General features: G+C 66.0%; 24 protein-coding genes and 3 tRNA genes. 14 read left to right on the top strand and 13 right to left on the bottom strand.

Annotated elements, in window-relative coordinates; all coding sequences use genetic code 11:
• The first annotated feature begins 2 nt into the window (after positions 1 to 2).
• The 7 genes from M9902_RS02290 to M9902_RS02320 all read left to right on the top strand — a co-directional run bounded on the left by M9902_RS02290 (position 3) and on the right by M9902_RS02320 (position 6,906).
• On the top strand, positions 3 to 1,556 hold the full coding sequence (locus M9902_RS02290) for a 4Fe-4S dicluster domain-containing protein (protein WP_297220902.1): 1,554 nt from the start codon (positions 3 to 5) through the stop codon (positions 1,554 to 1,556).
• An 11-nt stretch (positions 1,557 to 1,567) separates the two neighbouring features.
• The gene (locus M9902_RS02295) at positions 1,568 to 2,080 is read left to right on the top strand and encodes a FixH family protein (RefSeq protein WP_297220904.1); all 513 of its coding nucleotides are present in this window, start codon (positions 1,568 to 1,570) and stop codon (positions 2,078 to 2,080) included.
• 4 nt (positions 2,081 to 2,084) lie between these two features.
• A complete protein-coding gene (locus M9902_RS02300) occupies positions 2,085 to 4,457 on the top strand; it encodes a heavy metal translocating P-type ATPase (protein WP_297220906.1) in 2,373 nt (790 codons plus the stop codon).
• 10 nt (positions 4,458 to 4,467) lie between these two features.
• A complete protein-coding gene (ccoS, locus tag M9902_RS02305) occupies positions 4,468 to 4,674 on the top strand; it encodes a cbb3-type cytochrome oxidase assembly protein CcoS (RefSeq protein WP_297175053.1) in 207 nt (68 codons plus the stop codon).
• Complete coding sequence (locus M9902_RS02310; protein WP_297175057.1) at positions 4,664 to 5,386, top strand: sulfite exporter TauE/SafE family protein; 723 nt, start codon at positions 4,664 to 4,666, stop codon at positions 5,384 to 5,386. The genes ccoS and M9902_RS02310 overlap by 11 nt, the downstream gene beginning before the upstream one ends.
• 132 nt (positions 5,387 to 5,518) lie before the next feature.
• Positions 5,519 to 6,217 carry an ATP-binding protein gene (locus M9902_RS02315; protein ID WP_297175060.1) on the top strand — a complete coding sequence of 233 codons (699 nt, stop codon included), beginning with the start codon at positions 5,519 to 5,521 and terminating at the stop codon, positions 6,215 to 6,217.
• Positions 6,218 to 6,249: 32 nt separating this feature from the next.
• Positions 6,250 to 6,906: a response regulator transcription factor gene (locus tag M9902_RS02320; RefSeq protein WP_297220909.1), complete on the top strand. Its 657-nt coding sequence runs from the start codon at positions 6,250 to 6,252 to the stop codon at positions 6,904 to 6,906.
• Between the two features lie 110 nt (positions 6,907 to 7,016).
• Here M9902_RS02320 and M9902_RS02325 read toward each other — a convergent pair.
• The 10 genes from M9902_RS02325 to M9902_RS02370 form a co-directional block, all read right to left on the bottom strand.
• Positions 7,017 to 7,093 (bottom strand) — tRNA-Pro (locus tag M9902_RS02325).
• An 80-nt stretch (positions 7,094 to 7,173) separates the two neighbouring features.
• A complete protein-coding gene (locus M9902_RS02330) occupies positions 7,174 to 7,530 on the bottom strand; it encodes a MerR family transcriptional regulator (protein ID WP_297175066.1) in 357 nt (118 codons plus the stop codon).
• On the bottom strand, positions 7,523 to 7,825 hold the full coding sequence (locus M9902_RS02335; protein ID WP_297220911.1) for an integration host factor subunit alpha: 303 nt from the start codon (positions 7,823 to 7,825) through the stop codon (positions 7,523 to 7,525). The genes M9902_RS02330 and M9902_RS02335 overlap by 8 nt, the downstream gene beginning before the upstream one ends.
• Positions 7,826 to 7,846: 21 nt before the next feature.
• Positions 7,847 to 10,216, bottom strand: coding sequence for a phenylalanine--tRNA ligase subunit beta (gene pheT, locus M9902_RS02340; protein WP_297220914.1), 2,370 nt, complete (start codon positions 10,214 to 10,216; stop codon positions 7,847 to 7,849).
• Positions 10,213 to 11,223, bottom strand: coding sequence for a phenylalanine--tRNA ligase subunit alpha (pheS, locus tag M9902_RS02345; RefSeq protein WP_297220916.1), 1,011 nt, complete (start codon positions 11,221 to 11,223; stop codon positions 10,213 to 10,215). Before pheS ends, pheT begins: the two co-directional genes overlap by 4 nt.
• Before the next feature lie 232 nt (positions 11,224 to 11,455).
• Complete coding sequence (gene rplT / locus M9902_RS02350) at positions 11,456 to 11,815, bottom strand: 50S ribosomal protein L20 (protein WP_297175075.1); 360 nt, start codon at positions 11,813 to 11,815, stop codon at positions 11,456 to 11,458.
• A 13-nt stretch (positions 11,816 to 11,828) separates the two neighbouring features.
• Positions 11,829 to 12,026 (bottom strand): 50S ribosomal protein L35, encoded by a 198-nt coding sequence (gene rpmI / locus M9902_RS02355; RefSeq protein WP_027083463.1) that lies wholly within the window; start codon positions 12,024 to 12,026, stop codon positions 11,829 to 11,831.
• A 369-nt stretch (positions 12,027 to 12,395) separates the two neighbouring features.
• Positions 12,396 to 12,920 (bottom strand): translation initiation factor IF-3, encoded by a 525-nt coding sequence (gene infC, locus M9902_RS02360; protein ID WP_297175222.1) that lies wholly within the window; start codon positions 12,918 to 12,920, stop codon positions 12,396 to 12,398.
• Positions 12,921 to 13,003: 83 nt separating this feature from the next.
• Positions 13,004 to 14,905, bottom strand: a complete 1,902-nt coding sequence (gene thrS, locus M9902_RS02365) for a threonine--tRNA ligase (protein ID WP_297220918.1) — start codon at positions 14,903 to 14,905, stop codon at positions 13,004 to 13,006.
• A gap of 275 nt (positions 14,906 to 15,180) precedes the next feature.
• Positions 15,181 to 15,255: transfer RNA gene (locus M9902_RS02370), tRNA-Val, on the bottom strand.
• Between the two features lie 179 nt (positions 15,256 to 15,434).
• Here M9902_RS02370 and M9902_RS02375 point away from each other — a divergent pair.
• Positions 15,435 to 16,694 (top strand): membrane dipeptidase, encoded by a 1,260-nt coding sequence (locus M9902_RS02375; RefSeq protein ID WP_297220921.1) that lies wholly within the window; start codon positions 15,435 to 15,437, stop codon positions 16,692 to 16,694.
• Between the two features lie 89 nt (positions 16,695 to 16,783).
• Entirely contained in the window at positions 16,784 to 18,487 is a 1,704-nt protein-coding gene (locus tag M9902_RS02380; RefSeq protein ID WP_297220923.1) for a histidinol-phosphate transaminase, read from the top strand.
• A gap of 104 nt (positions 18,488 to 18,591) precedes the next feature.
• On the opposite strand, the gene uvrB is transcribed toward M9902_RS02380, so the two are convergent.
• Positions 18,592 to 20,640, bottom strand: coding sequence for an excinuclease ABC subunit UvrB (gene uvrB / locus M9902_RS02385; protein WP_297220925.1), 2,049 nt, complete (start codon positions 20,638 to 20,640; stop codon positions 18,592 to 18,594).
• Positions 20,641 to 20,811: 171 nt separating this feature from the next.
• On the opposite strand from uvrB, the gene M9902_RS02390 reads away from it, so the two are divergent.
• The 3 genes from M9902_RS02390 to kbl all read left to right on the top strand — a co-directional run bounded on the left by M9902_RS02390 (position 20,812) and on the right by kbl (position 23,006).
• Positions 20,812 to 21,342, top strand: coding sequence for a GspH/FimT family pseudopilin (locus tag M9902_RS02390; RefSeq protein WP_297220927.1), 531 nt, complete (start codon positions 20,812 to 20,814; stop codon positions 21,340 to 21,342).
• Between the two features lie 95 nt (positions 21,343 to 21,437).
• Positions 21,438 to 21,513: transfer RNA gene (locus M9902_RS02395), tRNA-Phe, on the top strand.
• Positions 21,514 to 21,803: 290 nt separating this feature from the next.
• Positions 21,804 to 23,006, top strand: coding sequence for a glycine C-acetyltransferase (gene kbl / locus M9902_RS02400; RefSeq protein ID WP_297220929.1), 1,203 nt, complete (start codon positions 21,804 to 21,806; stop codon positions 23,004 to 23,006).
• Between the two features lie 56 nt (positions 23,007 to 23,062).
• Here kbl and M9902_RS02405 read toward each other — a convergent pair whose 3' ends face one another.
• Entirely contained in the window at positions 23,063 to 23,557 is a 495-nt protein-coding gene (locus M9902_RS02405; protein WP_297220931.1) for a hypothetical protein, read from the bottom strand.
• A 160-nt stretch (positions 23,558 to 23,717) separates the two neighbouring features.
• Positions 23,718 to 24,803, bottom strand: a complete 1,086-nt coding sequence (locus M9902_RS02410; protein WP_343231868.1) for an OmpA family protein — start codon at positions 24,801 to 24,803, stop codon at positions 23,718 to 23,720.
• Positions 24,804 to 25,544: 741 nt separating this feature from the next.
• On the opposite strand from M9902_RS02410, the gene M9902_RS02415 reads away from it, so the two are divergent.
• Entirely contained in the window at positions 25,545 to 26,003 is a 459-nt protein-coding gene (locus M9902_RS02415) for a cell wall hydrolase (RefSeq protein WP_297175098.1), read from the top strand.
• 73 nt (positions 26,004 to 26,076) lie between these two features.
• Positions 26,077 to 26,688 (top strand): glutathione S-transferase N-terminal domain-containing protein, encoded by a 612-nt coding sequence (locus M9902_RS02420; RefSeq protein ID WP_297220933.1) that lies wholly within the window; start codon positions 26,077 to 26,079, stop codon positions 26,686 to 26,688.
• Positions 26,689 to 26,702: the final 14 nt, after the last annotated feature.

Genomic DNA, 26,702 nt, shown 5'->3' on the forward strand with positions numbered 1-26,702 from the left:
TCGTGAACAAACGCATCGACATCGATCTGCTCGACAGCGGCGGCGATTCCGCGTACGTCAGCGAACGCAAGGTCTATCCACGCGACATTTCCGGCCGCTTCGACCGCATGCGTCGGCTGGCCGTGTTCTGGCTGCTGGGCATGTATTACCTGTTCCCGTGGTTGCGCTGGGACGGCCGCCAGGCGGTGCTGTTCGACCTGCCGGCGCGCAAGTTCCATGTCTTCGGCCTGACCTTCTGGCCGCAGGATTTCAGCCTGCTTGCCATCTTGCTGATCGTGCTGGCAATGACCCTGTTCTTCGCCACCGCGCTGGCCGGACGGCTGTGGTGCGGCTACGCCTGCCCGCAGACGGTGTGGACCGAAACGTTCATGTGGATCGAGCGCTGGACCGAGGGCGACCGCGGCAAGCGGATGAAGCTCGACGCCGGCCCGTGGAACCGCGAGAAGATCCTGCGCAAGGGCAGCAAGCACGTGCTGTGGCTGCTGTTCGCGCTGTGGACCGGCTTCACCTTCGTCGGTTTCTTCACCCCGATCACCAGCCTCGCCATGCGCCTGCCGGCGCTGGACTGGAACGGCTGGGAAACCTTCTGGGTGCTGTTCTATTCGCTGGCCACCTGGGGCAACGCCGGCATCCTGCGCGAGCAGGTGTGCAAATACATGTGCCCGTACGCGCGCTTCCAGAGCGCGATGTTCGACCGCGACACCCTGATCATCGCCTACGACCCGCTGCGCGGCGAACCGCGCGGCCCGCGCCGCAAGGGCCTGCCCAGCGTGCTGGAGCGCGCGCGCGGCCTGCTCGACATCCGCACCGCCTACGACTACGTGTTCCGCGCCAGCCAGCACCCCAGCGCCGCCGCGGCGCGGCTCAATGCCGGCGGCACCGTCACCCTTGCCGCCGCCGGCGAGGAAGCCTTGCCGCTGCCGAAGTTCGAGCCGGACCAACTCGGCGACTGCATCGACTGCACCATGTGCGTGCAGGTCTGCCCGGTCGGCATCGACATCCGCAACGGCCTGCAATACGAATGCATCGCCTGCGGCCTGTGCATCGACGCCTGCGACGAGGTGATGGACAAGGTCGGGATGCCGCGCGGACTGATCCGCTATACCACCCAGAACGCCCTCGACGGCCAGCCGGCGCGGATCCTGCGCCCGCGCATCGTCGTCTACGCCATCCTGCTGACCGTGCTGGTGTCGGCCTGGACCTGGGGCGTATTCCACCGCAGCCCGCTGATCGCCGACGTGCTGCGCGACCGCAACGCGCTGTACCGCGAGCACGGCGACCGCATCGACAACGGCTACACCTTGAAGCTGGTCAACAAGACCGATGTCGACCGCAGCTACAAGGTCCGGATCGAGCCGGCCGACCGAACACCGTTGGCACTGAGTGGCGCGCCACTTGCCGTCAAGGTGCCCGCCGGTGCGGTGATTGCGCACGAACTCGAAGTGGGTGCACCTGCCGACACGGTGCGCGGTCGCCACAACCTGGTCTTCATCATCGAAGCCGAAGACGGCAGCGCCAGCGTGCGGGTCGACAGCACCTTCTTCGGCCCGATGTAGGCGCGCCGGTCATGGAGCAGCAATCCTCGCCGTGGCGCGAACCCATCGTCTGGCTGATGCTGGCCCTTGTCGGCGCCGTGGTCATCGGCAGCGCCATCATGCTCAAGGTGGCCGCCGACGGTGGCCCGATGGACGTGGTGCCTGACAAGGTCGAGCGCACCGGCCAGATCCAGCACAGCGACCTCGGCCCGGACGCCGCCGCCGCGGCCGCCGGGCTCACCGCCGTTGTGCGGATCGACCGGGAACACGGCTTCATCGAGGCGTTCCCGGCGACCGGCAACTTCGACCACGCCCAGCGCCTGCATCTTTCCCTGCACCACCCCACCCGCGCCAGCGCCGACCTCGTGCTGGAATTGGCACCCTTCGACGCCGGCTGGCGCGCTTCCGCCAAACCCGCGCTCGACCACGACTGGCTGCTGCAACTCGAATCCACGGCCGGCCCACGCTGGCGCCTGCGCGGACGCATGCCGCGCGGCGATCTTGCCGTCCACCTGCAGCCGGCCATCGACAGCGGCCAGCCCTGAGCCGATGGACAGCCGCGACGGCGTGTGTTTCCACTGTGGCGAGTCGCTGCCACCTGCGCCGATGCTGGCCGAACTGGACGGCCAGTCGCGCCCGTTCTGCTGCGATGGCTGCGCCGCCGCCGCGCATTGGATCCTCGATGCGCAACTCGACGACTACTACCGCCTGCGCGACGTTCCCGCCGGACGCGTGGATGCCGATGCACCGGCACTGGCGGCCTGGGATCGCGAAGAACTGCTTGCCGGCCACGCCCGCGCCATCGAGGGCGGTCGCGAGATCACCGTGCTCACCGACGGCATGCGCTGCGCGGCCTGCGCCTGGCTGATCGATCGCGCGCTGGCCCGCGAGCCCGGCGTGCTGGATTCCAGCGCCAACGCCATCACCGGACGCATCCGCATCGCCTGGGATCCGGCCCGCACCGTGTTGTCGCAACCGCTGGCGCGACTGGCCGCACTCGGCTACCGGCCCTATCTCGCCACCGGCGAAGAGCGCGAGGCGACGCGCCGGCGCCAGCGCAACCGCGACCTGATCCGGATCGGCCTCGCCGGTATCGGCGCGATGCAGGCGATGATGTTCGCCGAGGCGCTCTATCTCGATACCCGCGGGCAGATGCCCATCCCCACCCGCGATTTCTTCCGCTGGATCACTTTTTTGGTGTCCACCCCGGTGGTGTTCTGGGCCGGCTGGCCATTCCTGCTCGGCGCCTGGAACGAACTGCGCGGCCGGCGCCTGGGCATGGATGTGCTGATCGCCGGCTCCACCTTGCTGGCCTGGGCCGCCAGCACCGTCGAAACCCTGCGCGGCGGCCCGCACGTCTGGTTCGATGCGGCGGTGATGTTCGTGTTCCTGCTGCTGGTGGCGCGCCAGCTCGAACAACGCGCGCGTGGAATTGCCAGCGCCCAGGTCGATGCATTGGCACGGGCGCGGCCGGCCTTCGCCACCCGCGAACTGGACGATGGCCGCCGCGAGTCGGTGCCGATCGAAGCGCTGGCTGTCGGTGATCGCGTGCGCGTCGCGGTCGGGGAACCGGTCCCGGCCGATGGCGTCCTGCTCGATGGCGACGCCGCGTTCGAAGAATCCCTGTTGACCGGCGAATCCACGCCGGTGGCCAAGCATGCCGGCGATCCGGTCTATGCCGGCACCGCCTGCCGTGAGCACGCCGCCAGCATCCGCATCACCCAGGTCGGCGCCGCCACCCGCCTGGCCGAGCTGGTGCGACTGGTTGAAACCGCGCAGGCGCATCGCCCGGCGCTGGCGCGCGGCAGTGAACGCATCGCCACCTGGTTCGTCGCCGGCCTCGCGCTCGCCGCACTCGTCGTCTATGCGTGGTGGCGCCTGCACGAACCTGCGCGCGCCTTCGAGGTGGTGCTCGCCCTGCTCGTCATCAGCTGTCCCTGCGCGCTGTCGCTGGCGGTACCGGCAGCGCTCGCCGCCGCCCACGGCGCGCTGGCGAAGATCGGCGTGCTGGCGGTGCGCCCGGACGCGCTGGAGCGACTGGCACGCGTCAGCGAGGTGGTCTTCGACAAGACCGGCACCTTGACCTGCGGCAAGCCGCAGCGGCAGGCCATCACCGACCTGCGCGGGTTGCAGGAAACCGAAGCGCTGCGCATCGCCGCGGCGCTGGAGCGCGACAGCAGCCACCCGCTGGCCGCCGCCTTCGCGGACTGCCCCGACCCGCCGCCCGCCAGCAACATTCGCGCCGTGCCCGGGCAGGGTGTCGAAGGTGTCATCGAAGGCCGACGCTGGCGCATTGGCAGCGCGCCGTTCGCCATCGGCAGCGCCGACGATGGCACGGTCTGGCTCGGCGGCGCGGACGGCCGGCGCGCCCGCTTCCTGATCACCGAACGCGTTCGCAACAACGCCGCGCCGGCGCTGCAACGCCTGCGCGAGCAAGGCCTGTGCTTGCGCCTGGCCAGCGGCGATGCCGAGCCGGCCGTCACCCGCCTCGCGCGGGAACTGTGCCTGGAGCACGCCCACGCGCGACAATCGCCCGAAGACAAGCTGGCGTTGGTACGACAATTGCAAAACGAAGGGAAATGCGTGGCGATGGTCGGCGACGGTCTCAACGACGCGCCGGTGCTGGCCGGCGCCGACGTCTCGCTGGCGATCGGCGACGGCGCCGCGCTGGCCCAGCGCAGCGCCGATTTCGTGCTCGCCGGCTCCAACCTCGGCGCGGTGCCTGCGGCGATCTCGATCGCCCGCCGCAGCCGTCGCGTCATCCGCGAAAACCTCGGCTGGGCGATCGGCTACAACCTGCTGGCCCTGCCGCTGGCGGCTGCCGGCATGGTGACGCCCTGGCTCGCCGCGCTCGGGATGGCGCTATCGTCGCTGCTGGTCACTGCCAACGCCTTGCGCCTGACCCGGGTGGCTCGCACATGAAAGGCCGGCCATGAACATCCTGCTGTTCCTGATACCCATCAGCCTGGTCCTGATCGGGGTAGCCGCCTGGGTGTTCGTCTGGGCGGTGCGGCACGGCCAGTTCGAGGATCTCGACACCCCGGCGCTGGACGTGCTGCGCGACGACGCGCGCCCCGTGCAGGACAAGGACAAGCCATCGGCTCCCGCCGCGGGGCCAGGGCAGCACCATGCCGATTGACAGCGTCGTCCTCGGTGCCGCGCTGCTGACCGGCATCCTCGGCGGCGCCCACTGCGTGGCCATGTGCGGCGGCATCGCCACCAGTTTTTCGGTTGGCGCGCGCGGCGGATGGGCCGCGCTGCAACCCAATCTGGGCCGCGTGCTTGGCTACGTTCTGGCCGGCGCGCTCGTGGGGGGCTTGGGTGGCGGCCTGCTCGGCCTTGCCCGGCTGCCCTGGTTGGGTGTGGCCATGCGGGCCGCGGTCGGTCTGGTGCTGGTCATCGCCGGACTGCGCATGCTGGACACGCACCATCGCCTGCCGCGCTTTTCCGGTGGCCCCGGCCACTGGCTGTGGCGCGCCCTGCGCCCACTCCAGCGTCGGCTGTTGCCGGCCAACACCCCCACCCGCCGCCTGCTGCTGGGCATGCTCTGGGGCTGGATGCCCTGCGGCCTGTCGTCCACCCTGCTCGCCGCCGCCTGGCTGACCGCCAGTCCCGTGCACGGGGCACTGACCATGGCCGCATTCGGCCTCGGCACCTTGCCGGTGATGGTGTCACTGACCTGGGCCGGCGCCCGCATCGGCCAGCGCCTGCAGCGCGGCGCATTTCGTCCCCTCGCTGGCGCCGCGGTGATCTTCGCGGGCGTGCTCACCCTCGCTGCGCCGTGGTTGATCCACCTGCCCGCCGCACACGGCTTGCTCGAGGCACTGGGCTGTCGCAGCCTGCCGACCTGAGCGAAGCCGTCACGGTCGCAAGCTGAATCATCGGCAATATCCTGACGCAATCGCGACGTGCAGCACAGGCAAACGTCACGACCTTGCATACAATCGAAGAGACGGGTTCGAGCACGCAACAGGGGAACGGCAGTGGCAGTACCCAAGCAGCAGACCGGCGCGCTGCAGCGCCTGCTCGGCATGGGCAGGCGCGAGGACAGCGCGATCCCGACCGAGCTTGGCATCCTGCGCCAGCAGCTGGCCGTCGCCGAAGCGGTCGAGCAGGAACGCAAACGCATCTACGATGACCTCCACGACGACGTCGGCAGCGCCCTGCTGACCCTGTTGCACCGGGTCCCCGACGGCGAGCGCCAACTGGTGCGTGAAATCCTGCAGGACCTGCGCGCCATCCTCGCCCACGACCGCGGCATCGAAGGCAGCCTGCTGGAAGTGCTGGCGCAGCTGCGCGACGAAATCGAGCAGCGCCTGCTCACCCGTTCCATCACGCTGGACTGGCACCAGTCCGATACCCTGCCCGACCCGACGCTAGACCGCGCCCAGTCCATGCACCTGTTCCGGATCGGTCGCGAAGCGGTCACCAATGCCATCCGCCACGCCAACCCTTCACGGGTCCGCATCATCGTGCGCCAGGTCGCCGCGGATCTGATCTTCGAAGTGACCGACGATGGCCATTTCGATCCGGCCCGGATCGGCGACGGCCGCGGCACCCGCAGCATGCGCGCGCGCGCCGACGAACTGCACGGCGACATCCAGTGGCAGCAAGGTACCTTGGGCGGCACCAAAGTCCACCTGCGCTTCCCGCTGCCCGCCGCTCCCGCAGCCGGGGGATAGCCAGCGCCGATGCGGCGTGGGAGCATCACCGGATGGACGCCGCTCCGCGCACCGCCTTGCTGCTGGAAGACCTGCCGGAAGTGGCCGCATGGCTGGCCGCGCTGCTGGCCCGGCATTACCCCGGCATTGACATCCAGCATGCCCCTACTCTGGGCGTTGCACGGCAATGGCTCGACTCCGGCCTGCAGCCACAGCTGGCCCTGATCGACCTCGGCCTGCCCGACGGCGATGGCACCCAGCTGATCCGCCCACTGGCACAGCGTTGCCCCGGTTGCACCATCGTCGTGACGACCCTGTTCGGCGACGATGCCCATGTCTTCCCTGCCCTGCGTGCCGGCGCCCACGGCTATCTGCTCAAGGATCAGCCCGAAGAACGCCTCGGTGCCGCGCTCGACGGCATCCTGCGCGGTGAACCGCCGCTGTCACCCGCCATTGCCAAACGCCTGCTGCGCGCCTTCCAGCCGGTGGCGGCAGACGACACCCCCGGCGTCGAATCCCTCACCCCCCGTGAACGCGAAGTGCTGGTGCTGGTCAGCAAGGGCTGCCGCCTGCCGGAACTGTCGGAAAAACTCGAAATCAGCCGCCATACCGTCTCCGATCACCTCAAGTCGATCTACCGCAAGCTCAACGTCAACAGTCGCGCCGAGGCCACGCTGGAAGCCGCACGGATGGGATTGGTGCAGCTGTAGCCGCGACGCCGCGCGCATCGGGGCACGACCGCGTTGGCGCAGTTCCACGCGAACCCGGGGCGCACGAAAAAACCGCCGGCGAACCAGCGGTTTTCGGGCAAACCGTGAAATGGTCGGGGTAGCCGGATTTGAACCGACGACCACTTGTCCCCCAGACAAGTGCGCTACCAGGCTGCGCCATACCCCGAATCGGAGGCAATTATAGCGAATGCGCGGGCGGTTTCCGCATGCGGTGCCGAAAGGTGCGCCGCCGTGCGCCGCTTGGGTTCAGTGCCGCAGGATCTGCAGCACTTCTTCCAGCTCACCGCGCACCTGACGCACGATCTGCGCGCTCAGGGCGGATTCCTGTTTGGCGTCGTCGCCGCCCAGCCGCAGCCGCGCGCCGCTGATGGTATAGCCCTGTTCGTACAGCAGGCTGCGGATCTGGCGGACCATCAGCACGTCGTGGCGCTGATAGTAGCGGCGGTTGCCGCGACGCTTGGAGGGTTCGAGACTGGGGAACTCGGTCTCCCAGTAGCGCAGCACATGCGGCTTGACGTCGCACAGCTCGCTGACTTCACCGATCGTGAAATAGCGTTTGGCCGGGATCGGCGGAAGCTCGCGATTGCTCCCCGGATCAAGCATGGTTGCTCCCGCTGTAAGCCTCGACCCGCGCCCGCAGCTTCTGACCCGGACGGAAGGTGACGACGGTGCGCGCGGTGATCGGAATCTCCTGGCCGGTCTTGGGGTTGCGGCCCGGGCGCGGATTCTTGCGGCGCAGGCCGAAGTTGCCGAAGCCCGACAGCTTGATCTGGCTGCCCTGCTCCAGCGCTTCGCGCAAGCCACCGAAAAACGCCTCGACGAATTCCTTCGCTTCGCGCTTGTTCAGGCCGACCTCTGCATAGAGTTGTTCGGCCATGTCCGCCTTGGTCAACGCCATCCCGCTCCCCTGTCCACCCAATCAACGTCGAATCGTTGCGCCATGTCGTTCATCCAGCGCAGCCACGACGCCAGCCACCGCAGAGTCCACGTCCTGCTCGGTCAGAGTGCGCGAATCATCCTGAAAAATCAAGCGCATGGCGAGACTTTTGCAGCCATCCCCAACGCCTTTTCCGACATAGCGGTCGAACAGATCGACTTCGCGCAGCAGGTCGCCACCGGCACGTGAGGCCGTCTCGCGCAACTGCGCCCAGGACACCGCGTCCGCAACCACGAAGGCGAGGTCACGCCGCACCGAGGGAAAGCGCGACAGCAGCCTGGCACGCGGCAGCGGGCGTTCCAGCAGCGCGTCAAGATCGAGCTCGAATGCATGGACCCCGGTTTCGATCCCAAGCGCCTCCTGCAGGCGCGGATGCAGCTGGCCGATCCAGCCGATCCGCACATCGCCGCGAAACACATCGGCGCTGCGGCCGGGATGCGCGAACGGAGGCGCTGCCGGACGGTACTCCAGCTGCGCATTCGACAATGCGGCCAGGCTGTCGAGATCGCCCTTGAGGTCGAAAAGGTCGAGCTTGCGCGATGCCACTCCCCATTGCTCGGACGCTGCATCACCACAGGCCACCGCGGCGATGCGGCGGGTTTCCTGCGGTCCGCCCGCGGACGCGGCGAAAGTGCGCCCCAGTTCGAACAGCCGCGCCCGCGCCTGCTGGCGACTGGTATTGCGTGCCAGTGCGGCAACCAGCCCCGGCAACAACGAAGTGCGCATCACGCCGAGCTCGGCGCTGAGCGGATTGGCCAAGGGGATGCTGCCGTCCGCAAGCGACCAGGCTTCCAGCAGCCCGGCGTCGACGAAGGAAAAATTGATCGCTTCCAGATAGTCGCGCGCAACCAGCTGGCGGCGCAGGTCGAACTCGCTGGCGCGGGTTTCGCCGGGGTTGACCAGGCGCGTTGCACCTCCCGGCAGCGTGACCGGAATCGCGTCATAGCCGTGGATGCGCGCCACTTCCTCGATCAGGTCTTCCTCGATCACAAGGTCGAAGCGCCGCGTCGGCGGCGTGATGGACCAGCCGCCGTCGACAGCTTCCACCGCCAAGCCAAGTGAGGACAGGATCCGCTCGACCTCCGCATCGCACACGGTCGTACCCAGCACCCGCACCAGGCGCGCGCGCCGCAGAGTGATGGCCTTCGGCGCGGGCAGGTAATGTGGCAGCACCGCCTCGACCACCGGGCCGGGCGAACCGCCGGCGATCTCGCGGATCAGCCGGGTGGCGTACTCGATGGCAATACGCGGCAGCTCGGGGTCAACCCCGCGCTCGAAACGATGCGCGGCGTCGGTGTGCAGGCCCAGCCGGCGGCTGCGGCCGATGATGGCCGCCGGCGCGAAGTGGGCAGCTTCAAGGAACACGTTGCGCGTCTGCGCGCCTACCTTGGTGTCGTTGCCGCCCATCAGCCCGGCCAGGCCGATCACGCGATCGGAGTCGGTGATGGCAAGGAACTGCGAATCGAGCACCACCGAATCGCCGTTGAGCAAGACCAGTTGCTCGCCGGCACGCGCGCGGCGCACCCCGATCGGGCCCTTGAGCAGATCGCGGTCATACGCGTGCATCGGCTGGCCCAGTTCCAGCATCAGGTACTGCGTCACGTCGACCAGAAAACTGACCGGGCGCACGCCACTGCGCAACAGCCGCTGCGCCATCCACAGCGGCGTCTTCGCCTGCGGGTCGATGCCTTCGATCACCCGCCCGACGAAGCGCGGGGCATCGCCCTCGGCATGCAGTTCGACCGCCACCGTGGCCTCGATCACCGGCGCCACGGCCTCGGCGTCAAGCGGCTCGACCGTGCTGCCGGTGGCAGCAGCGACATCAAAGGCGATCCCGCGCACGCCGAAGCAATCGGCACGGTTGGGCGTGAGCTTGAGCTCGATGCTGGCATCCGGCAGGCCAAGGTACTCGGCCAGCGGTGTGCCCACCGGCGCGTCGTCGGGCAGCTCCAGCAGACCCGAGGCATCGGCATCGATGCCCAGCTCCTTCGCCGAGCACAGCATGCCGTTGGATTCGACGCCGCGCAGCTTCGCGGCCTTGATGGTGAGCTCACCAATCCTGGCGCCAACGGTCGCCAGCGGCGCCACCAGACCGGCGCGCGCATTGGGCGCCCCGCACACGATCTGCAAGGGCGCCCCCAGACCGGCATCGACCGCACAAACCTGCAGTTTGTCGGCCTGCGGGTGCTTTTCGGCGGACACGATCCTGGCCACCACCACGCCGTCGAGCCCCTCACCCAGCGGCGTGAGTTCTTCGACTTCCAGGCCGATCGCGGTCAGCGTCGCCGCGAGTTCCTCGCGGCTGGCAGAAGTCTTGACGTGCTGGCGCAGCCAGTTTTCGGAGAATTTCATGCGAATTGCCTCAGGAAGCGCACGTCGTTGTCGAAAAACGCGCGCAGGTCATCGACGCCGTAGCGCAGCATGGCAAAGCGCTCCACGCCGAGGCCGAACGCGAAGCCGGTGTAGCGCTCGGGGTCGATGCCGACGCTCTTGAGCACGTTCGGATGCACCATCCCGCAGCCCAGCACCTCCAACCAGCGGTTGCTGCCGTCGGCCTGCTGCCAGGCGATATCCACCTCTGCCGACGGTTCGGTGAAGGGGAAGTAGCTGGGGCGGAAGCGCATCTGGAAATCGCGCTCGAAAAATGCGCGGACGAACGCCGTCAGGGTCCCCTTCAAATCGGCGAAAGTGGAATGCTCGTCGACCAGCAGGCCTTCCAGCTGATGGAACATCGGCGAATGGGTCTGGTCGGAATCGCTGCGGTAGACCTTGCCGGCCGCGATCATCCGCAGCGGCGGCGCATCGCCCCGCGCCAGCAGGTCCTGCATGTAGCGGATCTGCACGCCCGAGGTGTGGGTACGCAGCAGGCGGCCATCACCGAAATAGAACGTGTCGTGCATCGCCCGTGCCGGATGGTGCGGCGGAAAATTGAGCGCCTCGAAATTGTGCCAGTCGTCCTCGATTTCCGGACCATCCGCCAATTCATAACCAAGCCGACCGAAGATTTCGATCATTCGCTCCAGCGTGCGGCTGACCGGATGCACGCCGCCGCGCCCGGTGCGCCGGCCCGGCAGGGTGACGTCGATGGTCTCCGCCGTAAGCCGCGCGTCCAATGCAGCGGCATCGAGCGCCGCCTTGCGCACGAGCAGCGCTTCGGAAACCGCGTCACGCGCACGGTTGATCGCCTCACCGGCAGCCTTGCGCTGGTCGCCGGGCAATGCGCCCAGCGCCTTCAACTGCGCGGTGATGCTGCCGTTCTTGCCCAGCAGCGCAACCCGCAAGGTTTCCAGCGCGTCAGGCGTGGCGGCGGCGGCAATCTCGGACAGCGCCTGCGCGGACAAGGATTCGATATCGGTCATGGTTGGGGGCCGTGATTCGTGATTCGTGATTCGTGATTCGTGATTCGTGAACATGGTCAGGATCGAAGCGAGGTTTTTGCTTTGGCTCTTGCCAATCACCAATCACCAATCACCAATACCGAATCACCAATCACCAATACCGAATCCCAAACAAAATGGGGAAGGACTCGCGCCCTTCCCCACGTCGTGGCGGCTTGCGCCACCGATGCTGCATTGCGTGTGGATCGGCGGCTTATGCCGCCAAAGCGCCCTTGGCCTTTTCGGTCAGGGCCGTAAACCCGGACGCATCGTGCACGGCGATGTCCGCCAGCACCTTGCGGTCGAGGGTGATCCCGGCCTTGAGCAGGCCGTTCATGAAGCGGCTGTAGCTGATGCCGTTGGCGCGCGCGCCGGCATTGATGCGCGCGATCCACAGGCTGCGGAACTGGCGCTTCTTCTGCTTGCGGCCGATGTAGGCGTACTGCTGGGCCTTGGTGACGGCCTGCTTGGCAACGCGGAAGACCTTGCGGCGGGCGTTGTAGTAGCCCTTGGCAGCCTTGAGAACTTTCTTGTGACGGCGACGCGCCATCACGCCACGCTTGACTCTTGCCATGGTTCAGCCCTCCTCAGAGATACGGCAACATGCGGTCCAGCCGGCCCGCGTCCTCGGCACGAACGTGGTTCGTCTGCCGCAGGTTGCGCTTCCGCTTGGTCGCTTTCTTGGTGAGGATGTGGCTCTTGTTGGCGTGGCCGCACTTGTACTTGCCGGAAGCGGTCTTCCGGAAGCGCTTGGCCGCCGCCCGATTGGTCTTGATCTTGGGCATTGGGAATCCTTGCGAAATCAACGAACTGGCCGAGGCGCCATTTCTGGGCTTTGCGACTCGCCTTTGGCTGGTCGCGATACCCAGGAAACGGGCTTTCCATCCTTGCCTTGCCGGTGGTAAGCCCTTGATTCAGAAAGAATCCGGGCTGGTCCTGTTGGAACTCGACAACAAACCCGGCGGACCGGGCCGATTATTATGGCTGGGTGGCGTGAGGTTTGCAAATCCTTGCCCGTGGGATCCTCGACACTGCAAGGATCAGGGCATTGCGTCATGCCACTCACCACCCAAGGCGGCTGCCGGGGGTTCCGGGCACCAAGCGAGTATCGGGGAGCGACTGCCCGGAACCCCCGGCAGCCGCCCTCGTGAGACTCACTTTTTCTTCGGCGCAATCATCATCACCATCTGCCGGCCTTCGAGGCGCGGCCTGGACTCGATGAGGATCTCTTCACCAAGGTCGGCCTCGATCCTGGCCGCCATCTCGCGGCCCAATTCCTGATGGCTCATCTCGCGGCCACGGAAGCGGATGTTGACCTTGATCTTGTCGCCCTCGGCCAGGAACTCGCGCATCTTGCGCATCTTGATCTGGTAGTCGCCTTCGTCCGTCACCGGGCGGAACTTGACTTCCTTGATCTCGACCTGGCGGGTCTTCTTCTTGGCTTCGTTGGCCTTCTTCTGCTGCTCGAACTTGAACTTGCCGAAGTCCATGATCTTGCAGACCGGCGGATCGGCGTTCGGCTGGATCTCGACGAGGTCAAGTTCCTCGTCTTCGGCCATGCTCAGGGCTTCGTCGCGCGACAGCACGCCGATCATCTCGCCGTTGCTGCCAATGACGCGCACGCGCGGGACGCGGATCTCGTGATTGCGCCGGTTCTGCTTCGTGTCCGGGGTACTGATTGTGGCTGTCTCCAAACATGGACCCTTGCGGGCAAAGTGGCCGGTGATTCCGGAATCACCGGCCGGTTTTCAGCGGGCGCGGATCAGCCCACGCCCTGTTCACGCAAACGCGCGATGAAGGCATCGACGGTCATGCTGCCAAGGTCTTCCCCACCCCGCGTGCGCACCGACAGCGTGCCGTTTTCCTTCTCGCGATCACCGATCACCAGCAGGTACGGAACGCGCTGCAGCGTGTGCTCGCGGATTTTATAGCCGATTTTTTCATTCCGCAAATCCGAAACCACGCGGAATCCTTGATTCGCAAGGGTTTTCCGAATCGCCTCCGCAGCATCGGCCTGGGCGTCGGTGATATTCATCACCACCGCCTGCAGCGGCGCCAGCCAGGCCGGCAATTGCCCGGCGTGGTGTTCGATCAGAATGCCGATGAATCGCTCCATCGAACCGACGATGGCGCGGTGCAACATCACCGGATGGCGCTTCTGGCTGTGCTCGTCAATGTATTCAGCACCCAGCCGGCCCGGCATCATGAAATCGACCTGCATCGTGCCCAGCTGCCAGGTGCGGCCGATCGCATCCTTCAGGTGGTATTCGATCTTCGGGCCGTAGAACGCGCCCTCGCCCGGCAGCTCCTCCCATTCCACGCCGGCCGCACGCAGCGCGCCGCGCAGGGAGTTCTCGGCCTTGTCCCAGACCGCGTCGTCGCCCAGCCGCGGCTCCGGCCGCAGCGCCAGCTTGACCTGCACCTCGGTGAAACCGAAATCGGCATAGACCTGCATCGCCTGGGCGTGGAAGGCCGTCACCTCGGATTCGATCTGGTCCTCGGTGCAGAAGATATGGCCGTCGTCCTGGGTGAAACCGCGCACGCGCAGGATGCCGTGCAGCGCGCCGGACGGCTCGTTGCGGTGGCAGCTGCCGAACTCGCCGTAGCGGATCGGCAGGTCGCGGTAGCTGCGCAGGCCCTGTTTGAAGATCTGCACATGGCCCGGGCAGTTCATGGGCTTCACCGCGTAGGTACGCTTTTCGGACTCGGTGAAGAACATGTTCTCCTTGTAGTTGTCCCAGTGCCCGGATTTCTTCCACAGCTCGACGTCGAGGATCTGCGGGCAGCGCACCTCGCCGTAGCCGGTCTTGCGGTAGAGCCGGCGCATGTAGTCTTCGACCACCTGCCAGATCGCCCAACCGCGCGGATGCCAGAACACCAGGCCCGGCGCTTCTTCCTGCAGATGGAACAGGTCCTGCTGCTTGCCGATCCGGCGGTGGTCGCGCTTTTCGGCCTCTTCCAGCATGTGGACGTAGGCCTTGAGGTCCTTGTCGTTGAGCCAGGCGGTGCCGTAGATGCGGCTGAGCATCGCGTTGTGGTGATCGCCGCGCCAGTAGGCCCCGGCCACCTTCATCAGCTTGAAGCTGCGCAGCTTGTCGGTGCCGGGGACGTGCGGACCCCGGCACAGATCGGTGAACTCGCCCTGGGTGTAGAGCGAGAGCTCCTCGTTGCTCGGGATCGAAGCAATGATCTCGGCCTTGTAGTCTTCGCCAAGGTTCTTGAAGAAGGCGATGGCATCGTCACGCGACTTCACGCTGCGCGACAGCGGCAACGCTTCTTTCACGATCTTGTGCATCTCCGCCTCGATCGCCGGCAGGTCTTCGGGCGTGAACGGCCGCTCGTAGGCGAAGTCGTAGTAGAAACCGTTGTCGATCACCGGGCCGATGGTCACCTGCGCGCCCGGAAACAGCCGCTGTACGGCTTGTGCCAGCAGGTGCGCGGTGGAGTGGCGCAGGATGTCGAGCGCTTCCGGTGATTTTTCAGTCACGATCGCCAGCGCGGCGTCATGATCGATGCGGAAGCTGGCGTCGACCAGCCGGTCATCGACCTTGCCGGCCAGGGTGGCCTTGGCCAGCCCCGCGCCAATGCTGGCGGCGACCTCGGCCACCGTCACCGGCGCGTCGAACGAACGGATGGAACCATCGGGAAGGGTGATATTGATCATGGGGCGTGATTCGTGATTCGTGATTCGTGATTGAAAAAATGCGATGCATGACTTCGGCGGCTTTGGCTGCCACCAATCGCAAATCACCCATCGCGAATTGCGGACAAAAAAAACGACGCCGCAGCGTCTTCGGGGAGCCCACGGACAGCGGGCGCGAACGCGTTGGCGGGATCAATGCTGGCGGCTGCTAGTGTCCATGTCGCACGCTCGGCCGACGTTGCCGCGGGCCACCTGTTCCTCGATGCACTTTACACGCTGTCTCCACGCCGAAAGCGTGGTGGGCGGTACAGGGATCGAACCTGTGACCCCTACCATGTCAAGGTAGTGCTCTACCGCTGAGCTAACCGCCCGATGCCCGCAGTGCGGGGGCGCGAATTGTAGCGTGTTTGCCGGTGCGCGGACAAGCGCGCAGCGGCGCCGTGCTGGCGCCTTGCGGGCAGTCGCGGCGCGGCCGGCCATGACCTCTGGCCGGCCCGATCTTGCGGCAAACGTGCGACCATCCCGGGAATTCATCGACGACGGGACTGCCATGAGACTGGCTCGGACGATCGCGGCTGCCGCCGTGCTGGCCGCCACCACCTGTGCCAACGCCGGCACCGGCCCGGCCACCATCAGCGCACACGCCCGCGCCGTGCAGGCGCAGGCCATCAACCTGGATACCCATCTCGACACCCCGGGGCTGTTCGCGCAGCCGGGCTGGAAGATCACCGACCGCCATTCCTACCAGACCGACGGCTCCCAGGTGGACTACCCGCGCATGGTGGAAGGCGGCCTGGATGGCGGCTTCTGGGTGATCTACACCGGCCAGGGCACCCGCGACGCGGCCGGCAATCGCCAGGCCCGCGACGCCGGCCTCAGGCGACTGGCCGAAATCCGCGAGATGGTGGCCGCCAACCCGGACAAGTTCGAGCTGGCCACCACCGCCGACGATGCCGCGCGGATCAAGGCCGCCGGCAAGAAATCGGTCTACCTCAGCATGGAAAACGCCTCCCCGCTGGAACTGGATCCCAGCCTGCTGCGTTTCTATTACAAGCAGGGCCTGCGCATGCTGTCGCTGGTGCATACCAGCCACAACGGTTTCGCCGATTCCGCCGGCATGGGCGTCGCCCCCGCAGGCGAGCACGGCGGCCTGAGCGCGCAGGGCAAGGCGCTGATCGCCGAGGCCAATCGACTCGGCATCCTGATCGACCAGTCGCACGCGTCCAACGCCGTCTTCGACCAGATGCTGGAACTGAGCACGGCACCGATCATCCTCTCGCACAGCGGCGCCTACGATGTCTTCGCGCATTCGCGCAACATCGACGATGCCCGCATCCGCGCGCTGGCTGCGAAGGGTGGCGTCATCCAGGTCAATTCGCTGGGCGGCTATCTGATCGACACCGGCGCCACGCCCGAGTACCGCGCCGAAATGCGCAAGCTGTGGGAATCGATGGGCAACTTCGATGCATTGACGCCCGAGCAGCGCGCGAAATTCCGGGCGCAGATGGAGGCGCTCGACGCGAAGTACGGCATCCGCAAGGCCGATTTCGACGATTACATGCGCCACCTCCTGCACATCATCGAGGTGGCGGGCTGGGAGCACGTGGGCCTGGGCGCCGACTGGGACGGCGGCGGCGGCGTCATCGGCTATGAAGACATCACCGCGCTGCCGAAGGTGGTGCAAGCCCTGCTGGACGCCGGCTACAGCGACGAGCAGGTGCAAGGCATCCTGGGCGGCAACGTCGTGCGCCTGCTGCGGCAGGTGCAGGCGCTGGCCGATCCGCAGGCGGTGAAAGCCGCATTGGAATAAGCGGACCGGCGCAGCCGTCCAGGCCAAGGCAAGCGCGCGCCGAACGCGCACAGATCCAGGCAATCCGTCACACCGACAGGGGCCATGCGATGGGATCCAGATTCACGACCCGCCTCGCCACCGGTTCGGACCGGGAGCAGATCTACCGGATTCGGCACGCGGTCTACGCGGAAGAACTCGGCCAACATCCGCGCAACGCCGAAGGGGCGCTGCGCGATGCGCTGGATGCCGTCAACGACTACATCGTCGTGCTGGAACAGGATCGGGTGGTGGCCTTCGTCGCGATCACCCCGCCCACGGCCGGCACATTCTCGATCGACAAGTATTTCTCCCGCGCGGACCTGCCGATCCGGTTCCACGAGCGCCTGTACGAACTGCGGCTGCTGACCGTCTGCCACGGATATCGGCACGCGATGCTTCTGCGGCTGCTGGTCGAAGCCACCTTCGGCCACCTCCACGCGCTCGGCGCCACCGAAGCCATCGCGATCGGCCGGCAGGAAATCCTCGATCTGTACGAAGGCCTCGGCTTCCAGCGCCTCGGATTAAGCATCCAATCCGGACGCGTCAGCTACGAGTTGATGAAGATCGACGCGGAAGGCTTCCAGCGCCACGGCGCGCGGCTGCTCCGAGCATCGTCCGCACCAAGCGGCCAATCGAATCCTGAATCCGCGCCACCGGCCAAGGCCTACCACGGCGGCGCGTTTTTCGAAGCCATCGGCCCGCGCTTCGATGCGCTGGACGCAAAAGACGAGGTCATCAGCGCCGACGTGCTGGACGCGTGGTTTGATCCGGCACCGGAGGCGGTCGCGGCCATCGGCCAGCACCTGGCCTTCGCGATGCGCACCTCGCCGCCCACCCACGCCGAAGGCGTGCTGGAAACGCTGGCCGAATCCCGCGGATTGCCGCAGGCGCATTTCGCGCTGGGCGCGGGCTCGTCCGACCTGATGTTCCGGGCCATGCGCCTGTGGGTGGGCAAACACAGCCGCGTGCTGCTGCCGGATCCGACCTATGGCGAATACGGCCATCTTCTCGAACACGTGATCGGCTGCGACCTGCAGCGATTCGCGCTGACGGCGGAGACGGGCTATGCGATCGATCCGCAAGCACTGCGCGCCGAATTCGCCCGCGGCCATGACTGGATTTTCCTGGTCAATCCGAACAGCCCGACCGGCACCACGCTGGAGCACGCCACGCTGGCCTCCCTGCTCGAATCCCTGCACCCGAACACCCATCTGTGGCTGGATGAAACCTATGTCGATTACGTCGAACCGGCGATGACGCTGGAACCGCTGGCCGCGGCGCACGGCCGGGTCGTAGTCTGCAAATCGCTGTCGAAGTGCTACGCCCTGTCCGGGCTTCGTGCGGCTTATCTGTGCGGCAATGCGGAGTTGATTGCGCAGGTGCGGCAGATCACGCCGCCGTGGGTGCTCGGCCTGCCAACCCAGATGGCCGTGGTCGCCGCGTTGCGCAATCGCGCTTACTACGAACTGCAATGGGCCACGACCCGCGCACTGCGCATGCAGTTGGCGCAGGCGCTGGAAGCCATCGGGATTGGCGTGATCGGCGGACAGGCGAACTTCCTGCTGTGTTCGCTGCGCGATCGGGCGATCACGGCATCGGAACTGATCGCCCGCTGCCGCCAGCGCAAATTGTTTTTGCGCAGTCTCGACAATTTCGGCACGCGGATCGATGCGTGGACCTTCCGGATCGCGGTCAAGGACGCGCGCACCAACCAGCGCATGCTCGCGATCCTCACCGAGGCCCTGCCCGACGCCGGGACAGTGTCATCGTGATTGGTGATTGGTGATCCGGAGTCGGCGGTTGGCAGAGCGTCCACGTCAATGAGGACGAGGATGCCTGACCGAAGCCACGCCGCGCCCAGCCTGTCGCGCTTCCGTCACAGCCCAGCCGCGCGCAACCGCCGAATCTGGTCGCGCACCTGCGCCGCCGCCTCGAACTCCAGATCGCGGGCGTGCTGGTGCATCTGCTGTTCCAGCGCGTGGATCTTCGCCTCCTGTTCGCGCGGCGACAGGCGCTGGTAGTCCAGCTCCGGCTCGGCCACGCGTTTGAGCTTGCCGCGTCCCTTCAGCTCGCCCGGCTCGGCGCGCGCGCCTTCCATCACGTCGCGCACCGCGCGCTGCACCGACTGCGGAACGATCCCGTGCTCGGCGTTGAAGGCGATCTGGCGACTGCGGCGGCGGTCGGTCTCATCGATGGCCGCACGCATCGAACGGGTGATGCCGTCGGCATACAAGATCGCCTTGCCGCGCAGGTTGCGCGCAGCGCGGCCGATGGTCTGGATCAATGACCCGGTGCTGCGCAGGAAACCTTCCTTGTCGGCGTCGAGGATGGCCACAAGCGAGACCTCCGGCATGTCCAGGCCTTCGCGCAGCAGGTTGATACCCACCAGCACGTCGAACATCCCGAGCCGCAGGTCGCGAATGATCTCCACCCGCTCCACCGTTTCCACATCGGAGTGCAGATAGCGCACCTTGACGTCGTGCTCGGACAGATACTCGGTAAGGTTCTCGGCCATGCGCTTGGTCAGCGTCGTCACCAGCACGCGATCGCCCATCGCCACGCGCTCGTGGATTTCCCCGAGCAGGTCATCCACCTGGGTCGCCACCGGGCGGATCTCGACCTCGGGATCGACCAGCCCGGTCGGGCGCACCACCAGTTCGACGATCTCGTCGCCCGCTTCGCTCATTTCATACGGCCCGGGCGTGGCCGACACATAGACGCTGCGCGGTGCGCGCGCCTCCCATTCCTCGAATTTCAGCGGCCGGTTGTCCAGCGCCGACGGCAGCCGGAAGCCGAACTCGACCAGGGTTTCCTTGCGCGAGCGGTCGCCCTTGTACATCGCGCCGATCTGCGGAATCGTCACGTGCGATTCATCGACCACCAGCAGCGCATCGGCCGGCAGGTAGTCGAACAGGGTTGGCGGCGGCTCGCCCGGCTGGCGCCCGGTCAGGTGGCGTGAATAGTTTTCGATACCGCTGCAGTAGCCCACTTCGGCCATCATTTCCAGATCGAACTGGGTACGCTGCTGCAGGCGCTGCGCTTCGACCAGCTTGTTGTTGGCGTACAGGTATTCCAGCCGCTGCCGCAGCTCCTGCTTGATCGTCTCGATCGCCGCCAGCGTGCGCTCGCGCGGGGTGGCGTAATGGGTCTTGGGATAGACCACGTAGCGCGGCAGCCGGCGCAGGATCTGACCGGTGAGTGGATCGAACATCGACAACTGCTCGATCTCGCCATCGAACAATTCGATCCGCAGCGCCTCCAGATCGGATTCGGCCGGGAACACGTCCACGGTCTCGCCGCGCACGCGGAAGGTGCCGCGATCGAGCACCAGCTCGTTGCGGGTGTATTGCAACGTAGTGAGATGGCGCAGCAACTCGCGCTGGTCGATGCGCTCGCCGCGCGACAGGATCAAGCGCATCGCCAGATAATCTTCCGGCGCGCCGAGGCCGTAGATCGCCGACACCGAGGCCACCACGATCGTGTCGCGGCGCGACAGCAGCGCCTTGGTCGCCGCCAGCCGCATCTGCTCGATGTGATCGTTGATCGAACTGTCCTTCTCGATGAAGGTATCGGTCGACGGCACGTAGGCCTCGGGCTGGTAGTAATCGTAATAGCTGACGAAATACTCCACCGCGTTGTGCGGAAAGAACGCCTTGAACTCGCCGTAGAGCTGCGCGGCCAGGGTCTTGTTCGGCGCCATCACCAGGGTGGGTTTTTGCACCCGCTGGATCACGTTGGCCACGGTGTAGGTCTTGCCCGAGCCGGTGACGCCCAGCAGCACCTGCCTAGCCAGCCCGTTCTCGAACCCGGCGACGAGCTTCTCGATCGCCTGCGGCTGGTCGCCCGCCGGCTGGTAGGGCGCGGTCAGCTCGAAACGATCCGAGTGGGTGGCCAACTCGACGTCGGTGGGGACGGCTGAAGTCATCTGGATTCTTTGCCTGCAACAGCACAGTTTAGCGCGACACCGGGGCTCGGCTCGGCTACGAAATTTCCGAACCGAGACCGGCGCGAATTCCCATGCCGCAACGCGGCAGTCGCTGATCGCCGGAATGCGCCTTGCTGCCTAACCTGAACGCACGCCATCGGGAGCCGAGCCATGCGCATCGTGCAAGCAGGATTCACCCTCATCGAGCTGTCCGTCATCACCGGCATCCTTGGAATTCTGGCCAGCATTGCGCTGGGGCCGTTTTCCGGCCTGATCGAGCAGCAACGCGCGACGGCGGCGATCGAAGCGCTGCAATCCCACATGGCGCTGGCGCGGAGCACCGCCATTTCCCGCAACCGTGCCACCATCCTGTGCCCGAGTCGGGACAGCCACACCTGCAACAACGACACCGACTGGAGCGGTGGCTGGCTGCTGTACGTTGATGAAAACCGCAATCGTCGGCCCGATGCCAGGGGTGAAATCCTGCGCGTCGACCTGCGCAGCAACAACCGATCCTTGCGCATTGCCAGCAGCAGCGGTCGCCGCCAACTGCGCTATCACTCCGACGGCTCCAGCGCCGGGACCAACCTGACGCTCTCGATCTGCGGCCGCAGCGACAACCTTCTTGGGCAGGTCATCGTCAACAACATCGGCCGCCCGCGCAGCCAACGTCCGCGCACGCCCACTGCCTGCCCGATCTGAATCGACTCGACCGGCGTAAGCAAGTCCAGCCCGGCTGGGTTCGGCCTTGCTCACTTCACGCCAGGCAAGTATCATGCGCGGCTCGCGACATGATTGGCTCGGTAGCTCAGTTGGTAGAGCAGGGGATTGAAAATCCCCGTGTCGGCGGTTCGATTCCGTCCCGAGCCACCACCCTCAAACGCAAGCCCTGCAACGGTTTCAGCCATTGCGGGGTTTTTGTTCACGGGTCGTGCGCTGGGCAGTAGGCAATGGATCTCCGCCCGGCCCTTGCATATCGAAATACCCGCAGCACTCCGGGGTTGCCGGTGGCGAAGCCGGACCACCGTGGTCGCGCCGAGCATTATTTCATTGGTGCCGTTGCGCGAGTTGGCACGGCCGTGATCCTGCCGCTGTCATCGGGTTACTCCGTCCTGGCATCGCGAGGGCTAGAATCACGGGTCTCACTCCCGTTGATGCTGCCCATGTCGCTCTCGCCTCTGACCCAACGCTACGCCGACACCCTGGACGAAATCCGCGCCGCCGGCCTGTTCAAGTCCGAACGCATCATCACCAGCCCGCAGTCGGCCGAAATTACCCTGGCCGATGGCCGCAAGGTACTGAATTTCTGCGCCAACAATTATCTGGGCCTGGCCGATCATCCCGACATCATCGCCGCCGCCAAGACCGCGCTGGACAGCCATGGCTTCGGCATGGCCTCGGTTCGCTTCATCTGCGGCACGCAGGATTTGCACAAGCAGCTGGAACGCACGATTGCGGACTTCTTCGGCAAGGACGACACCATTCTCTACGCCGCCTGCTTCGATGCCAACGGTGGCCTGTTCGAGCCACTGCTGGACGAGAACGACGCGATCATCAGCGATGTGCTCAACCACGCCTCGATCATCGACGGCGTGCGCCTGTGCAAGGCGCGTCGCTATCGCTACGCCAACTGCGACATGGCCGATCTGGAAGCCCAACTGAAACAAGCCAAGGCCGACGGCGCGCGCACCATCCTGATCACCACCGACGGCGTGTTTTCGATGGATGGGTTCATCGCGCCGCTGGATCACATCACCGCGCTGGCGGAGCAATACGGCGCGCTGGTGCATATCGACGAATGCCACGCCACCGGCTTCCTCGGCGCGACGGGGCGTGGCAGCGCCGAAGTGAAGGGCGTGCTGGATCGGATCGACATCATCACCGGCACCTTGGGCAAGGCGATGGGTGGCGCACTCGGCGGCTTCACCACCGCGAAGAAAGAAGTCATTGAACTGCTGCGCCAGCGCTCGCGCCCATACCTGTTTTCCAACTCGCTGCCGCCGCACGTGGCGGCTGCCGGCACCAAGGCCTTCGAGATGCTGTCAGCGGCCGGCGAGTTGCGCGAGCGCCTGCGCGAGAACACCACCCACTTCCGCGCGCGCATGACCGCCGCCGGTTTCGACATCAAGCCCGGCGTGCACCCGATCTGCCCGGTGATGCTGTACGACGCGCCGCTGGCACAACGTTTCGCGGAACGCCTGTTGGAAGAAGGCATCTACGCGATCGGGTTCTTCTTCCCGGTGGTGGCCAAGGGTCAGGCGCGCATCCGTTGCCAGATGAGCGCGGCACACACCCGCGAGCAGCTCGACCGGGCCATCGATGCCTTCATCCGCATCGGCCACGAACTGGGCGTGCTCAAGCACTGAGCGCCGCGACAAGCGCCTCGTCGGACCGAGGCAGTCCAAGCGGCTTCGTCGAGGCCCTACTTGCCTTCCGGCGCAGGCGCGGCCTCCGGGGCCGGGCTGGAAGCGTCTCGGCGCCCGACCACGCGCACGCCGCGCGCCTTCATCCAGGCGTCGAACTCATCGGCGGTCATGCGCTTGCCGCCCTGGGTCATGTTGAAACGCCACGGCCGATTGTCGTAGGCGGTTTCCGGCTTGTAGGCCGCGGGATCCACGGCATTGGCCGCAGGCGCAGCGGCGGGCGTGATCGAGGCCACCGCACGGCAGCCGTCGAGGCGGATCCGCGTGAGCACGCTGTCCACCGACAGGGCCTCATCGAACGACTGGGCCAGAACGCCGCTCGCGCCGCCCAGCTGCGTCACCGTCGGCGTCAACTCTGCCGCCAGCGGGGACGTCCACGCGGTCTGGACCGTGACCGTCGAAGCATCAACCTGACAAGTCGAACCGTTTGCCCACGTAATGGCCGGCAGCGCCAGCAGTGCCACCGCGCAAACCATTCCTCGCATCCCCAGCATCACGATCCTCCCGACGTTCGAAACAGTGTATGGATGCCGCCGTTGCACTGCAACACGCTCACGCAGAACCTGCGCAGTGCGCAACCCGCCATCCCGACCTTGAAAGAACGAAGCCCGGCACGGGGCCGGGCTTCGTTTGATGCAACATGAACGCCCGGACTTACTGGGTGTTCAGCTCGGTGCGACGGTTGGTCTCGCTCTTGCAGGCCGGGAAGGTCTGCGGGGTCTGCTCCAGCGGACGGCTCTCGCCGTAGCCGATCGGACCGGCCAGACGCGACGCGTCAACGCCATTGCTGGTCAGGTAGTCGTACACGGCCTTGGCGCGCTTCTCGGACAGCGTCTGGTTGTACGTGTCCTTGCCGCACAGGTCGGTGTGACCGGCGACTTCAACCTTCAGGTCGGGGTAACGCTTCAGGATCTCGGCGGCCTCGTTCAGGATCGCGATCGCGTCCGGACGCAGGGTGGCCTTGTCGAAATCGAAGTTCACGCCCTTCAGGTCGATCGACACCGGCACCGGGCAACCGTCCGGACCGATGGTCTGACCAGGCTGCGAGCCCGGGCACTTGTCGTTGCAGTTATTGACGCCGTCGCCATCATCGTCCAGATCGGCGCAGGTGGTCTGCGGCTGCGGGGCCTGCACGACCGGCGGGGCCGGATCCGGACCGAGGGCGATGGTCATGCCGACCGAGGCCAGGATGTCGGTGAAAGCCGTTTCCTGGAAGGCGAACCCACCCTGATGATCATCGAAATCGATGCGGGTGCCCAACTCGGTGCGCATATCGACGCGACCGAAATCGAACTGCAGACCCGCGGCAAGATTGATGGCCGCATTCGAATCGCGGTGGCGCAGGGTGACGTTCGGAGCCAGGTTGTTCACGTATTCCTGCTCGTGACGCTGCCAGCCGATGCCAGCCTTCAGGTACGGCCACCACTTGTCACCGTCATTGCGGAAGTGATAACGGGCGTCCAGCGCCACGCCGTACTGGCTCCACCAGCGATCGGTGTGCTTGGTGTAATCCGGGTTCTGATAGTTCAGCTCACCGTCCAGAGACAGACGCGGCGTGATGAACTTGCCGAAGCCAAGCGTAAGGAACGGAGGGTCAATGGTTCCGCGGTCACTGTCCTGGATATTGACACCCACCGAACCGCTGACATACCAGCGATCGTCATACTCCTGAGCAGAGGCAGCCTGCGCCACCATGCCCAAGCCAACCACGAGGGCGGCACAGAGGAGTTTCTTGTTCATGCTTTCAGCTCCTTGGAAATCAGATTGAAGAAACCGCGACACAAAAATGATGCCCCAAACGGCAGGACCACATGCAGACTCGCGCATGCGGCGACCGTGCACGGGTTAACACTAACATAACAGTTGATCGCTTGCCAAGCATTCTTTTCACCAATTTCTGCCCCGCGGCTTGGCGCTGCCGGTGGCTGGATTGGCGGGGCTTCATGGCCGCGCCCGCGCGGCTGCCCATCCGTGTCACCACCGGCTGCGCAGCGCGACCTGCACAATACCGCTTGCTCTTCACCGACCTGAAGGGCTTCGGCCGAGCGCCCTGCCCTCCGCCGGCGGTTTCCGTGTCCGACGTCTGCTGGAGATGCCGCTGCCTCAACCATCGAACCTCGTGCGCCGGGTGCCTTCCTGTAGCTGCAAGAGACCTGGAACTGAGCAAAAACTCGACACGAATCAGCGGCTTCCACTTTTTCTGTTCAGCCAGCGTTCGAAAAACCGCTGCTACCTTGCGCGCACTTCCGCCCTGATCGGTTCGCGATCCCCCTGCGCAGGAAGTCCATCCAACGGCCTCGCCGCCCCCGCGAGGCCACCCGGGCAAAGGGTGCCGCAGAGCCCCGCCCGTCGCGCACAGCCTGTGCGCAAAGAGCTTCCGGCCCTGTTCGGCCGAACTCTCCAATTCGCCAGGCCACGACTTCGCCTTCCCACCCTGATCCGGCTGGGCGCGTCGTGCCGCAACGGAGCAAGGAGTCCGACATGAAATTGGCGTGGATCCTCTGGCTGACACACGTCCTGCCGCAACCAGCCGCCGATTCGCTGTGCCTGTCGACCACGGTCTATCTGGAAGCGCGCGACCAGTCCGCGCTGGGCCAGCAGGCGGTCGCCGAGGTGGCTCTGCGCCGCCGCGACAGTGGCCTGTGGGGCGACAATCTGTGTGCGGTCGTCACTGCGCGCAAGCAGTTTGCGCCAACCATCGTCTCGCCCAGGACCCGCCTGTCCAACATCGGTGCCTGGGAGGATGCCGTTGCAGTCTCGCTGGCATCGGAACGCAATTGGGCGCTTCCGGTGGGCCAGCGCAAGCTGGTCGTGCCCGGTGCCAGCCACTTCAAGGTGACCCATGTGGTCAGCGCAAGCTGGGGCAATGCCCGGGAAGTCGCCACCATCGGCGATCACACTTTCTATCGGGTGCCGGGCCTGCTGCGACAGCGCGGCTGAGTCGCCGCCGCGCCATCATCTTTCCTTCATCGGTCGTATCCGATAGTGGCCGCCGTCCCCACGGAGGCTACTCATGAAGCTTTACACCTCACCCGGAGCCTGCTCCCTTGCCGACCACATCACCTTGGAGTGGATTGGCCAGCCCTACGAGTACCAGATCGTCAAGGGCGAGCAGCGCAAGGCCCCGGAGTTCCTCAAGCTCAACCCGGCCGGTGCGGTCCCGGCATTGCAGGTCGGCGATTGGGTGCTGACCCAGAACACCGCGATCCTGCATTACCTGATGGACAGGTATCCGGACTGCGGGTTGCTGGGCGATGGCACGCCGGAAGGCCGCGCCGAGGTCAACCGCTGGCTGGGCGTGGTCAACTCCGATGTGCATCCGGCATTCAAGCCGCTGTTCGGCGCTACGGCCTACCTCGAAGACGCGGGCGCGATCAAGAAGAGCCATGACAACGCGCACAAGCTGCTGCGCACGCATTTCGAGCGTGTTGACGCCCAGCTCGCCGGCAAGGACTGGGTGACCGGCAGCCGCTCGATCGCCGATCCGTATTGGTTCGTCGTCACCCAGTGGGCCAAGAAGATCGGGGTCGACCTGTCCGGCTTGGACAACCTTGCCCGCTTCGATGCGCACATGACCGCCGATCCCGGCGTACAGAAGGCGATGAAGGACGAAGGTCTGATCTGAGCCGCCCGCCAATG

The sequence above is a fragment of the Thermomonas sp. genome (assembly GCF_023953935.1).
In the GTDB taxonomy this organism is placed as follows: domain Bacteria; phylum Pseudomonadota; class Gammaproteobacteria; order Xanthomonadales; family Xanthomonadaceae; genus Thermomonas.

Coding starts and splice junctions, on each gene's coding strand:
- M9902_RS02295 (WP_297220904.1), top strand. CDS start 1,568: ATGGAGCAGCAATCCTCGCCGTGGCGCGAACCCATCGTCTGGCTGATG.
- M9902_RS02300 (WP_297220906.1), top strand. CDS start 2,085: ATGGACAGCCGCGACGGCGTGTGTTTCCACTGTGGCGAGTCGCTGCCA.
- ccoS (WP_297175053.1), top strand. CDS start 4,468: ATGAACATCCTGCTGTTCCTGATACCCATCAGCCTGGTCCTGATCGGG.
- M9902_RS02310 (WP_297175057.1), top strand. CDS start 4,664: ATGCCGATTGACAGCGTCGTCCTCGGTGCCGCGCTGCTGACCGGCATC.
- M9902_RS02320 (WP_297220909.1), top strand. CDS start 6,250: ATGGACGCCGCTCCGCGCACCGCCTTGCTGCTGGAAGACCTGCCGGAA.
- M9902_RS02330 (WP_297175066.1), bottom strand. CDS start 7,530: ATGCTTGATCCGGGGAGCAATCGCGAGCTTCCGCCGATCCCGGCCAAA.
- M9902_RS02335 (WP_297220911.1), bottom strand. CDS start 7,825: ATGGCGTTGACCAAGGCGGACATGGCCGAACAACTCTATGCAGAGGTC.
- pheT (WP_297220914.1), bottom strand. CDS start 10,216: ATGAAATTCTCCGAAAACTGGCTGCGCCAGCACGTCAAGACTTCTGCC.
- pheS (WP_297220916.1), bottom strand. CDS start 11,223: ATGACCGATATCGAATCCTTGTCCGCGCAGGCGCTGTCCGAGATTGCC.
- rplT (WP_297175075.1), bottom strand. CDS start 11,815: ATGGCAAGAGTCAAGCGTGGCGTGATGGCGCGTCGCCGTCACAAGAAA.
- rpmI (WP_027083463.1), bottom strand. CDS start 12,026: ATGCCCAAGATCAAGACCAATCGGGCGGCGGCCAAGCGCTTCCGGAAG.
- thrS (WP_297220918.1), bottom strand. CDS start 14,905: ATGATCAATATCACCCTTCCCGATGGTTCCATCCGTTCGTTCGACGCG.
- M9902_RS02375 (WP_297220921.1), top strand. CDS start 15,435: ATGAGACTGGCTCGGACGATCGCGGCTGCCGCCGTGCTGGCCGCCACC.
- M9902_RS02380 (WP_297220923.1), top strand. CDS start 16,784: ATGGGATCCAGATTCACGACCCGCCTCGCCACCGGTTCGGACCGGGAG.
- uvrB (WP_297220925.1), bottom strand. CDS start 20,640: ATGACTTCAGCCGTCCCCACCGACGTCGAGTTGGCCACCCACTCGGAT.
- M9902_RS02390 (WP_297220927.1), top strand. CDS start 20,812: ATGCGCATCGTGCAAGCAGGATTCACCCTCATCGAGCTGTCCGTCATC.
- kbl (WP_297220929.1), top strand. CDS start 21,804: ATGTCGCTCTCGCCTCTGACCCAACGCTACGCCGACACCCTGGACGAA.
- M9902_RS02405 (WP_297220931.1), bottom strand. CDS start 23,557: ATGCTGGGGATGCGAGGAATGGTTTGCGCGGTGGCACTGCTGGCGCTG.
- M9902_RS02410 (WP_343231868.1), bottom strand. CDS start 24,803: ATGAACAAGAAACTCCTCTGTGCCGCCCTCGTGGTTGGCTTGGGCATG.
- M9902_RS02415 (WP_297175098.1), top strand. CDS start 25,545: ATGAAATTGGCGTGGATCCTCTGGCTGACACACGTCCTGCCGCAACCA.
- M9902_RS02420 (WP_297220933.1), top strand. CDS start 26,077: ATGAAGCTTTACACCTCACCCGGAGCCTGCTCCCTTGCCGACCACATC.